This window comes from Cupriavidus sp. 96C5-1 (assembly GCF_057798855.1).
Genome location: NZ_JBYOJU010000048.1, coordinates 31,107 through 43,704 on the forward strand (window position 1 = coordinate 31,107; position 12,598 = coordinate 43,704).

Below are 12,598 nucleotides of genomic sequence, written 5' to 3' on the forward strand. Positions count from 1 at the left end.
CGGCTAACGTACCAACGTCAATGAGCACCTTGTTATCGTCTTCCGTACTAAGCTGGCTGCGCTGTTTCGAGGCCTCCGCGCGCCACTGCAACTTCACCCACGCCGCGGCCGAGCTTTGCGTCACGCAGGGCGCGGTCAGCCAGCAGGTCAAGCAACTGGAGCAATGGCTCGACCGGCCACTGTTCCTGCGCACTCCGCGCGCGCTGATGCTGACCCCGGAGGGCGAACGCTTGCGCTTTGTGCTGCGCGAATCCTTCCAGGCCATCGAGAGCACGCTGACCCAGCTGCGCAAGCCGCGCGAGTCCGGGCCGATTGCGCTGAGTTGTGCGCCGTCGTTCGCCATGCGCTGGCTGACCCCGCGCCTGGGCGACTTTTTTCGCGATCACCCGGAGGTGGGTTTGCGGGTATATGGCGAATTCCACGCGCTCGACCGCACCCGTATGGTGCGCGACGGCATCGATGCCGCGGTGCGTTTCGACCTGGGCGGCTATGACGACCTCAAGGCACGGCTGTTCCTGGACGAATGGCTGCTGCCGGTGGCCAGTCCGGCTTTCCTTGCCGCCCATCCCGGCCTGCGCTCGCCGCAAGACCTGAAGGGCGCATGGTTGCTGCACGACATCAGTCCGTGGGACGGCGCACAAGCCTTCGCGGAATGGCAGTGCTGGCTGCAGGTGGCGGGCGTGGAGATGGACGATCTGGACTCTGGCCAGCGCTTCAACCTGTCCCAGTTGGCCGTGGGCTCCGCGCTGGCCGGGCAAGGCATCGCCATGGGACGTTCCGCGCTGGTGCTGGAGGATATCGAAGCCGGACGGCTGGTGGACCTGTTTGGCGTCCACGCACGCTCGCAGGCGTCCTACTTCTTTGTCTCGGCGCATGGGCAGACGCCGCACATCGCCATGGTGGAAGACTGGCTGGCGGCGGAGGGCGCCCGCTTCGACGCGGCCCGGGCCAGGGTGCTCCATATCCAGGCGCGTGGCGGCCGGGCGGCGCTGCCGAGACCGGCGGGAGGATGACAAAGCGCCCGATTCGCGGCATAGTTTGCGGTTTTTCCGTGGGGCGCCTTCGTCATCCGGTGGTGCGTCCACGGCAGGGATTCGAGTCTCCGATGGATTTTCCCGTTCTGATCGTGGCGCTGGGCGCCGTCGTGGCCGGCTTCGTGCAGGGCTTGTCCGGATTTGCCTTCGGCATGGTGGCGATGTCGTTCTGGGTCTGGACCATCGAGCCGCGCCTGGCCGCGGCGATGGCGGTGTTCGGCTCGCTGACCGGGCAACTGGTGGCGGCCGTAACGGTACGGCGCAGTTTCTCGCCACGGCAGCTGCTGCCTTTCCTGGCGGGCGGGCTTGCCGGCATTCCCATCGGCGTGGCCATCCTGCCAAGCCTGAACGCGGGACTGTTCAAAGCCTGCCTGGGCGCCTTGCTTGTGATCTGGTGCCCACTGATGCTGTTGTCGAAGCAACTGCCGCAGATCAGGGCCGGCGGCCGGCTGGCAGACGGCGTGATCGGCGCGGCCGGCGGCATCATGGGGGGTATCGGAGGCTTCTCAGGCGTTATCCCGACGCTCTGGTGCACGTTGCGCGGACTGCCCAAGGACGAGCAGCGCGCCATCATCCAGAACTTCAACCTCGCCACGCTGGCGGTGACCATGGCAACCTACGTGGGCAGCGGCATCGTCACGCGCGCTATGCTGCCCATGTTCATGGTGGTGGGCCCAGCCATGCTGGTGCCGAGCATCCTGGGCGCGCGCCTGTACATCGGCATCAGCGAAATCGCCTTCCGCAGGATCGTGCTGAGCCTGCTGACAGCCTCCGGCGTGGCCTTGCTGGCGGCCTCGCTGCCGAAACTGCTGGGGCCATTGCTCTAGGGGGCATGGCTGGATGCCACCCGGGCCGGCGGCGGCGCCGGATGGCAGCCGCGCTCGAACTCCGCGATGATGGCGGCTGTCATGCGCGCTGTGCGCCGCTTTGTCTCCGCTTCTACGCCGCTGCACCGTTCCTGGCCAGGCGACGTATTGCTTGCCGAGGAACAAGATGTGCTTGTCCTACATGGGCAGGCGGCATTCTCCGACAGTAATGCCGGCCGGCGGGGCTATGCTTGTATGACGCATTGCGCGGCGCGTTTGCGCGCCATGGTTCCTTCGGTCAGCCGCACTGCGCTTTGGCAGGATCGTGCACGCCTTGCGCTTGCATGCATCCCGGAATCCCCGATGCCTTCGTCCCTCGTTCATGCCCGGTAGCGGCCCCCCAATGGCAGATGCAAACACCTTTCCTGGCGCAGCGGGGCAACCTTCCGCTCCGTCCGCTCCACCTGATGGCATCGCCGGCAGCGGGCGCGGCGATCCGGCGAGCGGGAGCGCCGGTGCCCCGGAGGCCGGCGAAGAGCGGGCCGCCGCAGCGCCGGCAATCCAGGCCCCGGCGCCCACGCCCGTGATCGTGTCCGACGGGCGCGGCGGGCGGGCGCTCACCGTCCTCGCAGTGCTCGCCTCGCTCTACACGCTGCACCTTGCCAGCGCCTTTGTCATTCCCGTGGTGCTGGCGGTGATCATTGCCTACATGCTCGATCCCATGGTCACGGTGCTGTCGCGCCGCCGGGTGCCGCGCGCGATCGGCGCCTCGCTGGTGCTGCTGGCATTGCTGGCCGGCGTGGTCTGCTGCGCGTATCTGCTGCAGGACCAGATTGCCGCCCTGGTCGACCGGCTGCCGGAAGTGGCCGCCAAGCTGTCGCGCTCCGTCAGTGCCTTGCTCAGCGGCAACGATTCCATGCTCCAAAAGATCCGGCGGGCGGCCACAGTGCTAGGCGGCACCGCGCAGGCGCCACATGCACGCGGCTCGCAAATCGTCGTGGAGCGCGCGGGCGACCCGGTCAACAACATGCTGCTGGCAGGCTCGCTCGGGATCTTCGCGATGGCCGCCCAGGCCGCCGTCGTCCTGTTCCTGGCCTTCTTCATGCTGGTGTCCGGTGACATGTTCAAGCGGAAGTTCGTCAAGATGGCCGGCACCACACTGACACAGAAGAAGATCAGCGTGCATATGCTCGACGAGATCAACCGGCAGATCCAGCGCTATATGGTGATGCTGCTGGTCACCAATGCCATGGTGGGGTTGCTGACGTGGATCCTGCTGAAGTGGCTGCAACTGGACAACGCCGGTACCCTGGCCCTTGCCGCCGCGGCCCTGCATCTGGTGCCGTACTTTGGCGCGGTCCTGATCGCGGGATGTATCGGACTGGCCGCCTTCATGCAGTCCGGTGGCTTCGGCCTGGCGGCGCTGGCGGCGGGCGGCTCGCTGCTGATCGCCACCCTGGTCGGCTCGCTGCTCACGACCTGGATGACGGGGCGCATGGCAAAGATGAACGCAGTAGCGGTGTTCGTGGTGCTGCTGCTCTTTACCTGGCTATGGGGTGCCTGGGGCGTGCTGCTGGCGATTCCCATCGCAGTGATCGCCAAGGTGGTGGCGGACCATGTGGAGGGCATGGAATTGCTGGCGGAATTTCTTGGCGAGTGAGGCGGCTGGGCGGAGAGGCCGGCACAGGCGGTGCGCGCCCGCTGCAGTTTGCATCGGTTTTGCCGCCCTCACGCAACCAGTGCCGCGCAACGCGCCACCAGCGCCTCCACGCCGGGCGGTACGGCGTCCGGCAGGCATGCCTGCAAGTGCAGCGTGGCTCCCGCCCGCAGCGTCAATTCTGCCTCCCGCTCGTCGAAGCGCAGCGTGGCTTCTGCAAACACGCGCTCCTGGCGGAGCCCCTGGCTCATCGAGACAAATTGCAGTGGCAGCGCTTGCCAGGGGCGATGGCCGGCCCCTACCCACAACCATTGGTATCTGCACGCGCGTGGCGCATCGGCGGGTAGCCCGAGGCGCTTGAATTCAAGCACGGTGCCAGCCTTGCCGGTGAAGGCGAAGAGGATCTCGTAGGCGGACGAGGCCGGTGGACTTTGCGTCATGGCTTTCCGGATAGGTGCAGGGAACAGGGAGCCGGGAATGCCGGCATCGTGCGGACGCCTCCCCGGGGACTGGATTCTACCTGTGCCCGTGCGTGCCTTCTCCAGCGTGCAATCCGGGCAAGCGGAAGATCGTCGAGGCGGACTCGGCCATCCTGCCGCGCTGGCTCGACGACCTGACGGCAGCTGCATTCCTGCGAGGCGCCCGCTACCCTGCCAGCGCTTCCTCGACGAACAACAGGCGATCGTTGCCCCAGAACAGCTCGTCGCCAACAAAGAAGCTCGGCGCGCCGAACACCCCGCGCGCCACGGCCGCTTCGGTGGCCTGCTTCAAGGCTTCCTTGACTGCGGGGTCTTCGATCATCGATAGCACCTCGCGCGGATCGAAGCCTGCGGCCGCCAGCACGGCGGCAATCTCGGCCGGATCGTTCAGGTTGCGCTGCTGCTCCCACATGGCGGCGAATATCGCGTCCACGTAGCGGTGGAATGCCGCCTCGTCCCGCAGCTGGAAACCCGTCGCGGCGCGCATCAGCGCCAGCGTGTTGATCGGGAAGTATGGATTCTGCTGCAGGTTTGCGCCATAGCGGCGCGACCAGCGCGCGGTATCGGTCCTGGACCAGCGGCCCTTGGCGGGAATCTCCGCGGGGCTGTGGTTGCCGGTGGCCTTGAAGATGCCGCCCAGCAGGATCGGCCGCCATGCGATCTGCGCGCCGGTGCGCTGCGCCACGCGCGGCAGTTCCTTGTAGGCCAGGTAGGAATAGGGGCTGCCGAAGTCGAAATAAAACTCTACTTGCCGGGTCATGTCGTCGTCTCCGCTCGTTATCGTGTTTTGGCTTTGCTGGCGTGGGTCGTTGCGTCAGTCATTGTGTCAGTCGTTGCGTCGGTGGCTGTGCCGGTGCCGCCCGGCCCCGGGGCTTACCACGGTTCGATCCATGGCCGGATGTCGAGTTCGTGCGTCCACGCGTCGCGCGGCTGCTGATGCAGCATCCAATAGGTGTCGGCGATGTGTTCGGGGTTGACGATGCCATCGTCCTGCTTGGTGGCGTAGCGGTCGGGGAAATTCTCGCGGATGAAATCGGTGTCGATGGCAGCGTCCACGACCAGGTGCGCCACATGGATGTTCTTCGGCCCAAGCTCGCGTGCCATGCTCTGGGCCAGGGCGCGTAGCGCGTGTTTGGCGCCGGCAAAGGCGCTCATGCCGTCGCGCCCCCGCAGGCTGGCGGTGGCGCCGGTGAAGAAGATGGAGCCGTGTCCGCGCGGCAGCATCGCGCGGGCGGCTTCGCGTCCCATCAGGAAGCCGCCGAAGCAGGCCATCTCCCACACTTTGAAATAGACCCGGGAAGTCGTTTCCAGGACGGAGAACCGCACATTGGCGCCGATATTGAAGATAGCCACCTCCAGCGGCGCTATCTCGCGCTCGATGCGCTCGATCAGCGCCACGGTGTCCTCTTCCTTGCGCGCGTCGCAAGCAAAGCCATATGCTTCGCCGCCCTCGGCACGGATCTGCTCCACCAGCGGCGCCAGCTTATCGGCATGGCGCCGCGTCACGCAGGCGATATAGCCTTCGCGTGCGAAGCGGCGCGCGATGGCCCCACCGGTTGCGTCGCCGGCACCCACCACGAGAATGGCTTTCTTGTTCGACATAGCTTGTCTCCAGTCTTGGATTATCCGCGCGGCAAGGCGCCGGACGGGTTTCTTGCGTTCCTGCCTGTATTTGCCCGTATCTGCCGGTACCGCCCGCTTCCCGCAAGCGCGTATCCGGCGTAAGCTGAACGATCGTTTAATAAACGAACGTTATGGTATGGATGCGGGCTGCGTCAAGCCTCATCCGTCCGATACCAATTCCAGGAGAAGCAATGCGTTATTCCGCAAGTCACAAGGCTGCGACCCGCCAGCGGGTGCTGGAGGCCGGCGGCGCACTGGTCAAGCGCGAGGGCTTTGCCACGACTGGCGTGGACCAGTTGATGAGCGCGGCCGGGATGACCGGCGGCGCCTTCTACAGCCATTTCGAATCCAAGCAGGCACTGCTGCGCGAGGTGATCGGGCGAGAACTGGAGCGCAGCCGGGAATTGCTGCTGGCCGACGGAGAGGAGGACGGGGCGTGGCTGGCGAATATGCTGGACCGATACCTGACCATGGGGCATGTGCGCCACCCGGAGACCGGCTGCCCGTTGCCCAGCCTGGCGGCGGAGATCGCCCGCGCCGATCTGGATACCCGGCGGGCATGCGAAGAGGGGATGGTCGCGATACAGCGGGATATCGCCGCGCGGCTTGACGGCGGGGCAGAGGCCTGGGGACTGATCTCCCAGTGTGTGGGGGCGCTGGTGCTGGCGCGCACGGTGGCCAGCGACGAGGTTGCGCGGGGCATCCTTGCGGGGGCGAGGCGGATGCTGGAAGCGCGCTTTGGCGGCGATGCTGCCAGGGAAGCTGTTTGATCGCAACGGCTCGATGGCGGTATCCAGCGCTTGGCAGTGACCCTGGGCAATCCGCGTCCGGCTACCCCTGGATTCACATCCTCCGGCGGGTGATGTGAAATCTTTCGACCGGCGTCCCGGGGGGCTTGGATACGCGCTATGTTGCACCCACATCGGACCCCATGCAGCCTGTTTGCGTTGACTCGCCCGCATCTGCCTGCACTGTCTTCGAACGGCTTCAATGACGAATCGCTTGCCTTCACTTGCTTCACTTGCCAGGACACAAATGCCAGACCGCCGCCCGTTCTCCCGTTCCCTGTATGCGCTCAGCCTTGGCGCGGCCGTGTTCTTTGCGCCGCCGAGCCAGGCTGCTCCGCCCGTCGGGGTTGGGATGGCCGAGGAATCGGTGGTTTCGGGGCGTGTGATTGCCATCGATCCGGATTCGAAGGCGGTGCTGGTGGAAGGCCCGCGCGGCAACGTCGTTGAGTTGATCGGCGGTACGGAAGCCAGGAACTTCAGGCGGATCAACAAAGGGGATGTGGTGTCACTCGCCCGGCGGGCGGTGGCGGTAACCACGCTGGAGCCGCTCGACAGCAAGGACGCGCCGCTGACGGAGACGGTGGAGCGGACCGCGCGGGCAGGCGAGGGTGCCAAGCCCGGCTTTGTCCGGGAGATCACGACTACGGTCACGGCGCAGATCACCAAGGTGGATGCCAGGAATCGCACTGTGACCTTCCGCACCCCGCGGGAGACGCTGCGCACGGTGAATGTCAGGGATCCCAATATCAACCTGGACAGGATCAAAACGGGCCGTCTCGCCAGGATCGTCTATCGCGAGGCGGTTTCCGTCACCGTCAGCGTGCCGGCATCCAGTTCCTGAGCGCGGCAGGCAGGCCTGGCGGCTGTCACCTGATCGGGGGATTGCGCACCGCATTGTGCTGGCTATCATTTCTCTTGGGCGGTGCGCGACCCGCCTTCTCTATTCAGCCCCTGACCTCCCCGGCCGGGGGCTTTTTCTTTTTGCGGGAGAGTCACCGGCGCGCAGGACGGCACCGGCTTGCAGCCCGGCAGCGGCGCCTTCGGGTCACTATTCCCGCAACCATGCCTTGAGATTGCCCCCCAATGAATTCGACGGCTTGGAAGAGGTTCCCGGGGAGGTTGGTGGTGCAGGGAAGGCATGCCGGTTCCACAAATATCGCCTTGACATCCTTACGTACGATATATATCTTAAGATATGTTTTCAGATATGTAAGGAGCTACGGCCATGCGTCACCATCCTCTTGTGGGCAGGTTAGGTCATCACATGCTTGCCCATCTGTCTTCTCATTTATCCCCCGACACGGCTTCGCGCCTGGCGCGCCATGCCATTGGCCGTCACCGGCACGGCGGCGGTCCCGGCGGATTCTTCGGCGGGGGCGATGGTTTCGACGACGACGGCGATAGCTGGCGCCGCGGGCGCAAGTTCAGCTCGGACGACCTCCAGCTGATGCTGCTGTACCTGCTGGAGGAAAAGCCCAGCCATGGCTACGAGTTGATCAAGGCCCTCGAAACCCGCACCAACGGCTTCTACAAGCCCAGCCCGGGCATGATCTATCCGGCACTGACCTTCCTTGAGGAACTCGGCTACGCCACCGTGGACACCGAGGGCAACAAGAAGCGCTACCAATTGGCCGAGCCGGGCCGGGCGCACCTGGAGGCCAACCGCGAGCGGCTCGCGCTGATGCTCAACAAGATCACGCATGTGGCGCGCAAGATGGACTGGGTGCGCCGCGCGCTGTCAGGGCGCGGGGCCGAGGGTGGCACGCCTGCCGACGAGGGCGACGCGCAGGGCGGCTGGCTGCCGGAGTTCGTCGAGGCCCGCATGGCGCTCAAGCGTGCCTTGCTGATGCGTACCGATGCCTCTGCTGCCGAGCAGCGGCGCATTGCCGGCATCCTCACGCGGGCGACTGCGGAGATCGAGGCCGCGCCGAGCGCCGAGCCAGCCGCGCCCGCCGCACGCTAACCAGGTGCCTGCCGCGCAATGCGGCCAGGCACCGGCAGGACAGAAGCAGAAACCAAATCATCAAGGAATCAAGTCAATCCATGCATACTCGCGACCTTACCGTGCAACGCGTTCGCCACCCCCTCAAGATGCGCCTGCTGCAGGTGGTGCGCACCCAGGCTGTGTCGCCGCAGTTGCTGCGCGTCACGCTGGCCGGCGACGATCTGAAGGACTTCGTGTCCGCGTCCTTCGACGACCACGTCAAGGTATTCTTCCCGGCGCCCGGGCAGGACAAGCCGGCGCTGCCCGAACTCGGCCCCAACGGACCGGTGTTCCCCGAGGGCGTACCCAAGCCCGCTGCGCGCGATTACACGCCGCGCCGCTATGACCCCGCCGCCGGCGAACTCGATATCGAGTTCGTGCTGCATGGCGATGGCCCTGCGTCCACCTGGGCCGCACAGGCCGCGCCCGGCCAGCATCTCGGCGTGGGCGGTCCGCGCGGCTCGTTCGTGATTCCCGATGGCTTCGACTGGCACCTGCTGGTTGGCGATGAAACCGCCTTGCCGGCGATCGGCCGCCGCCTCGAGGAGCTGCCGGCCGGCGTGAGCGCACTGGTGGTGCTGGCGGTGGACAATGCCGCAGCGGAAATCCCGCTGCCCAGCCACGCCGAGGTGCAGGTCCGCTGGCAGCATCGCGATGGCGCGCCGGCGGGGACCAGCGCTGGCGCCCTGCTCGAGCAGGCCCTGCGCGAGCTGACGCTGCCGCGCGGAGAGGGCTATGTCTGGGCGGCCGGCGAAGCGGCAGCGATGCGCGCGGTGCGCCAGTACCTGGTGGGCGAGCGCGGCATCGAGAAGGGGCGCATTCGGGCCGCCAGCTACTGGAAGGCCGGCGCCGCCGCCGTGCACGAGACGCTCGAAGACTGAGGGCGAGCGTGGCAGTCCGAGGTTGTGGCGGCGGACGACTGGTTTTACAATGCGACCGCCTCGCCGCAGGCGCCGGTACCGGCGCCGATGCAGCGCGCCGCATCCCGCGGCGCCACGCGGGCGGCGCGCAACCGGAGTTGCAATATGGTTCGCCGAACCAGCCTGGAAGGCGCGGCATGCCCCGTGGCCCGCTCGCTCGATGCGATCGGCGACTGGTGGTCGCTGTTGATCGTGCGCGACGCCTTCGATGGCTTGCGGCGCTTCGGCGAATTCCAGCGCAGTCTTGGCCTGGCGAAGAATATCCTGGCCGACCGCCTGCGCACGCTGGTGGCGCACGGCATCCTGGAACAGGTGCCGGCATCGGACGGCAGCGCTTACCAGGAATATGTGCTGACGCCCAAGGGGAACGCGCTGTTTCCGGTGGTGGTGGGATTGCGGCAATGGGGGGAGGCGTTTTTCTTCGCCCCCGGTGAGTCGCATTCGGTGCTGGTGGACAGCAAGGCAGGCAAGCCGGTCAGGCTGCTCGAGGTGCGCGCGGAGGATGGCCGCCTGCTCGCTCCCGGCGACACGGTGGTCAGCAAGGTGGGCGAGGGCGCTGGCGCGTGACCCGCGCCCGCGCCCGCGCCTGAGCGTGCGCCATGCGGGATGGCCGCCGGGTGCCGACCGCCTGGCTTCTGGGTATCATCATGTTTCCGCGGCCCTGATGGCCGCCCTGGGATCGACCATGAAAAACTGGCTGCGCCACAATCGCGGTTTCCTGATTTTCCTGCTGCTGTTCGGCTTGTTTCGCACTGCCGTGGCCGACTGGAATCCGATCCCCTCGGGTTCGATGCGTCCCACGCTGATCGAAGGCGATGTCGTGCTGGTGAACCGGCTGGCCTACGATCTCAAGCTGCCGCTGAGCAACGTCATCCTGGCCCGGCTTGGCGAACCCAGGCGCGGCGATATCGTGACATTCGATTCGCCCGCCGACGGTACCCGGCTGATCAAGCGGCTGGTGGCAGTGCCGGGCGACGTCGTGGAAATGCGCCATGAACGCCTGTTCATCAACGGCGAGGCCGCTGCCTACGAGCTGCTGGAATCCGTGCGCGAACCCCTGGACCCGGTTGGTCCGGTGGACGCCACGCGCAGCATGGAGAGCGGGCCGTTGCCGCCGCATCGCGTGCAATGGCTGTCGGGCGTGGCGGCGCGAGACAGTTTCGGGCCGCTGGGGATTCCCGCCGGCCAGTACCTGATGCTGGGCGACAATCGCGACAACAGCGCGGATTCGCGCTATTTCGGCCTGGTGCCACGCGCGTTGCTGATCGGCAGGGCGGTGGGCATCATCGCCTCGGCCGATATCACCGGCAACTGGATGCCGAGGCCGGAGCGCTTCGCCAGCCGCTTCCACTGACATTGCCGCGGCCGGGTGCCATGACCGGGCCACGATGCCAACGCTGCCATGCCAGAAACCTCCTCCCCTCGTCCGGCGCTTCTCGTGAGCGCCTGCCTGCTCGGCCACCCGGTGCGCTACGACGGCCAGGGCAAGGCGCAGCCGGCCGGCACGCTGGCCGCGCTGGCGCGGCACTTCGAACTGATCCCGGTGTGCCCTGAATCGCTCGGTGGCTTGCCGACGCCACGTCCGCCCGCGGAGATCCTGGGGGGCAGCGGCGCACAGGTGCTGGCGGGTGTCGCACTGGTACGCGAGGCGACCGGAGCCGACGTCACCGAGGCGTTTGTCGAAGGTGCCCGCGACGCGCTGGCGATCGCGCGCCAGCGGCAATGCCGGCACGCCTTGCTCAAGGCGTACAGCCCGTCCTGCGGCAACCGCGAGCACTACGATGGGACGTTCAGTGGCGGCCTGCGGTCCGGTCAGGGCGTGGCGGCTGCGCTGTTGACGCAGGCCGGTGTGCGCGTGTGGAACGAGGGCGAGGTCGACGAACTGATCCGCGTGGCCGGTGCATCGTGCCCATCGTCCTAGGGGATCCGCCGGCGACGCAGCAAAACCCGTAGACGTGGGCCGCATTCGCCGCTAATATCTTTTCCGTCGGCCGCACCAACGGCCGGCAGCGTCGCTCGGACGGTTCCGGGCGCTTACGTTAAAGGAAAACCCATGTCCGCCTCCGCAGGCAAGCGCCGCTTCGCGCGTATCGATCGTCTTCCCCCCTACGTCTTCAATATCACCGCCGAGCTGAAAATGGCGGCGCGCCGCCGTGGCGAAGACATCATCGACATGAGCATGGGCAACCCCGACGGGGCCACGCCGCCGCATATCGTTGCCAAGCTCACGGAAGCCGCGCAGCGGCCCGACACCCACGGCTACTCCGCCTCCAAGGGCATCCCGCGCCTGCGCCGCGCGATCTCGCACTGGTATCGCGAGCGCTACGACGTCGAGATCGACCCGGACACCGAGGCCATCGTCACCATCGGTTCCAAGGAAGGGCTGGCCCACCTGATGCTCGCCACGCTGGATCGCGGCGACACCGTGCTGGTGCCGGATCCCAGCTATCCGATCCACATCTACGGCGCGGTGATTGCCGGCGCCGATATCCGCTCGGTGCCGCTGGTGCCGGGGGTGGACTTCTTCGCCGAGCTGGAGCGCGCCATCCGCGGCAGCTATCCCAAGCCGAAGATGATCGTGCTGGGCTTCCCGTCGAATCCCACCGCGCAATGCGTGGAGCTGGATTTCTTCGAGCGTGTGATCGCACTGGCGCGCAAGCACGATATCTTCGTGGTGCACGACCTGGCCTATGCCGACATCGTGTTCGACGGCTGGAAGGCGCCGTCGATCATGCAGGTGGAAGGCGCCAAGGATATCGCCGTGGAGTTCTTCACGCTGTCCAAGAGCTACAACATGGCGGGCTGGCGCATCGGCTTCATGGTGGGCAACCCGGACCTGGTGGCGGCGCTCACGCGCATGAAGAGCTATCACGACTACGGTACCTTCACGCCGCTGCAGGTGGCCGCCATCGCCGCGCTGGAAGGCGACCAGCAATGCGTCAAGGAGATCGCCGCGCATTACCAGACGCGCCGCGACGTGCTGGCGCGCGGGCTGATCGAGTCGGGCTGGCCGGTGGAGATCCCCAAGGCTTCGATGTACATCTGGGCCCGCATTCCCGAGCCGTATCGCGCCCTCGGCTCGCTGGAGTTCTCCAAGCAGCTGCTGGCCAAGGCCAAGGTCTGCGTCTCGCCCGGCATCGGCTTTGGCGACTACGGCGACGAGTACGTGCGCTTTGCGCTGATCGAGAACGAAGCGCGTATCCGCCAGGCGGTGCGCGGCATCAAGGCGATGTTCCGCGCCGACGGGCTGGTCAAGGTGCCGGTGGACGAGCAGCATCCGCACGCGCCCAAGGCGCGCGAGTGATGC

Annotated in this window: 14 protein-coding genes; 11 read left to right on the forward strand and 3 right to left on the reverse strand. The window is 66.7% G+C overall.

The window, feature by feature from the left end; translation table 11 throughout:
* Positions 1-20: 20 nt before the first annotated feature.
* The 3 genes from AC3FOF_RS36240 (at position 21) to AC3FOF_RS36250 (ending at position 3,500) form a co-directional block, all read left to right on the forward strand.
* A complete protein-coding gene (locus tag AC3FOF_RS36240) occupies positions 21-1,013 on the forward strand; it encodes a LysR family transcriptional regulator (RefSeq protein WP_488729362.1) in 993 nt (330 codons plus the stop codon).
* Between the two features lie 92 nt (positions 1,014-1,105).
* Positions 1,106-1,861, forward strand: coding sequence for a sulfite exporter TauE/SafE family protein (locus AC3FOF_RS36245; protein ID WP_017227666.1), 756 nt, complete (start codon positions 1,106-1,108; stop codon positions 1,859-1,861).
* A gap of 562 nt (positions 1,862-2,423) precedes the next feature.
* Complete coding sequence (locus AC3FOF_RS36250; protein WP_488729363.1) at positions 2,424-3,500, forward strand: AI-2E family transporter; 1,077 nt, start codon at positions 2,424-2,426, stop codon at positions 3,498-3,500.
* A 68-nt stretch (positions 3,501-3,568) separates the two neighbouring features.
* Here AC3FOF_RS36250 and AC3FOF_RS36255 read toward each other — a convergent pair whose 3' ends face one another.
* The 3 genes from AC3FOF_RS36255 to AC3FOF_RS36265 all read right to left on the reverse strand — a co-directional run bounded on the left by AC3FOF_RS36255 (position 3,569) and on the right by AC3FOF_RS36265 (position 5,578).
* Entirely contained in the window at positions 3,569-3,937 is a 369-nt protein-coding gene (locus AC3FOF_RS36255) for a hypothetical protein (protein ID WP_017226256.1), read from the reverse strand.
* A 205-nt stretch (positions 3,938-4,142) separates the two neighbouring features.
* The gene (locus tag AC3FOF_RS36260) at positions 4,143-4,736 is read right to left on the reverse strand and encodes a 2-hydroxychromene-2-carboxylate isomerase (RefSeq protein WP_017226257.1); all 594 of its coding nucleotides are present in this window, start codon (positions 4,734-4,736) and stop codon (positions 4,143-4,145) included.
* A gap of 113 nt (positions 4,737-4,849) precedes the next feature.
* Entirely contained in the window at positions 4,850-5,578 is a 729-nt protein-coding gene (locus tag AC3FOF_RS36265) for an SDR family oxidoreductase (RefSeq protein ID WP_017226258.1), read from the reverse strand.
* Between the two features lie 212 nt (positions 5,579-5,790).
* Here AC3FOF_RS36265 and AC3FOF_RS36270 point away from each other — a divergent pair, with 212 nt between their 5' ends.
* The 8 genes from AC3FOF_RS36270 to alaC all read left to right on the forward strand — a co-directional run bounded on the left by AC3FOF_RS36270 (position 5,791) and on the right by alaC (position 12,595).
* Positions 5,791-6,369, forward strand: coding sequence for a TetR/AcrR family transcriptional regulator (locus AC3FOF_RS36270; RefSeq protein ID WP_017226259.1), 579 nt, complete (start codon positions 5,791-5,793; stop codon positions 6,367-6,369).
* A gap of 265 nt (positions 6,370-6,634) precedes the next feature.
* Positions 6,635-7,228 carry a hypothetical protein gene (locus AC3FOF_RS36275; RefSeq protein WP_017226260.1) on the forward strand — a complete coding sequence of 198 codons (594 nt, stop codon included), beginning with the start codon at positions 6,635-6,637 and terminating at the stop codon, positions 7,226-7,228.
* 384 nt (positions 7,229-7,612) lie between these two features.
* The gene (locus AC3FOF_RS36280; protein WP_035810427.1) at positions 7,613-8,350 is read left to right on the forward strand and encodes a PadR family transcriptional regulator; all 738 of its coding nucleotides are present in this window, start codon (positions 7,613-7,615) and stop codon (positions 8,348-8,350) included.
* An 80-nt stretch (positions 8,351-8,430) separates the two neighbouring features.
* A complete protein-coding gene (locus AC3FOF_RS36285) occupies positions 8,431-9,252 on the forward strand; it encodes a siderophore-interacting protein (protein ID WP_276267902.1) in 822 nt (273 codons plus the stop codon).
* A 144-nt stretch (positions 9,253-9,396) separates the two neighbouring features.
* Complete coding sequence (locus AC3FOF_RS36290; protein ID WP_035815425.1) at positions 9,397-9,858, forward strand: winged helix-turn-helix transcriptional regulator; 462 nt, start codon at positions 9,397-9,399, stop codon at positions 9,856-9,858.
* Positions 9,859-9,976: 118 nt separating this feature from the next.
* Positions 9,977-10,645, forward strand: coding sequence for a signal peptidase I (lepB, locus tag AC3FOF_RS36295; protein ID WP_488729364.1), 669 nt, complete (start codon positions 9,977-9,979; stop codon positions 10,643-10,645).
* Between the two features lie 48 nt (positions 10,646-10,693).
* Positions 10,694-11,212, forward strand: coding sequence for a 2-thiouracil desulfurase family protein (locus tag AC3FOF_RS36300; RefSeq protein ID WP_035815431.1), 519 nt, complete (start codon positions 10,694-10,696; stop codon positions 11,210-11,212).
* 132 nt (positions 11,213-11,344) lie between these two features.
* Positions 11,345-12,595, forward strand: coding sequence for an alanine transaminase (gene alaC, locus AC3FOF_RS36305; RefSeq protein WP_017229515.1), 1,251 nt, complete (start codon positions 11,345-11,347; stop codon positions 12,593-12,595).
* Positions 12,596-12,598 lie beyond the last annotated feature (3 nt).

Coding starts and splice junctions, on each gene's coding strand:
- AC3FOF_RS36280 (WP_035810427.1), top strand. CDS start 7,613: ATGCGTCACCATCCTCTTGTGGGCAGGTTAGGTCATCACATGCTTGCC.
- AC3FOF_RS36255 (WP_017226256.1), bottom strand. CDS start 3,937: ATGACGCAAAGTCCACCGGCCTCGTCCGCCTACGAGATCCTCTTCGCC.
- AC3FOF_RS36245 (WP_017227666.1), top strand. CDS start 1,106: ATGGATTTTCCCGTTCTGATCGTGGCGCTGGGCGCCGTCGTGGCCGGC.
- AC3FOF_RS36300 (WP_035815431.1), top strand. CDS start 10,694: ATGCCAGAAACCTCCTCCCCTCGTCCGGCGCTTCTCGTGAGCGCCTGC.
- alaC (WP_017229515.1), top strand. CDS start 11,345: ATGTCCGCCTCCGCAGGCAAGCGCCGCTTCGCGCGTATCGATCGTCTT.
- AC3FOF_RS36275 (WP_017226260.1), top strand. CDS start 6,635: ATGCCAGACCGCCGCCCGTTCTCCCGTTCCCTGTATGCGCTCAGCCTT.
- AC3FOF_RS36270 (WP_017226259.1), top strand. CDS start 5,791: ATGCGTTATTCCGCAAGTCACAAGGCTGCGACCCGCCAGCGGGTGCTG.
- AC3FOF_RS36285 (WP_276267902.1), top strand. CDS start 8,431: ATGCATACTCGCGACCTTACCGTGCAACGCGTTCGCCACCCCCTCAAG.
- AC3FOF_RS36265 (WP_017226258.1), bottom strand. CDS start 5,578: ATGTCGAACAAGAAAGCCATTCTCGTGGTGGGTGCCGGCGACGCAACC.
- lepB (WP_488729364.1), top strand. CDS start 9,977: ATGAAAAACTGGCTGCGCCACAATCGCGGTTTCCTGATTTTCCTGCTG.
- AC3FOF_RS36290 (WP_035815425.1), top strand. CDS start 9,397: ATGGTTCGCCGAACCAGCCTGGAAGGCGCGGCATGCCCCGTGGCCCGC.
- AC3FOF_RS36260 (WP_017226257.1), bottom strand. CDS start 4,736: ATGACCCGGCAAGTAGAGTTTTATTTCGACTTCGGCAGCCCCTATTCC.
- AC3FOF_RS36240 (WP_488729362.1), top strand. CDS start 21: ATGAGCACCTTGTTATCGTCTTCCGTACTAAGCTGGCTGCGCTGTTTC.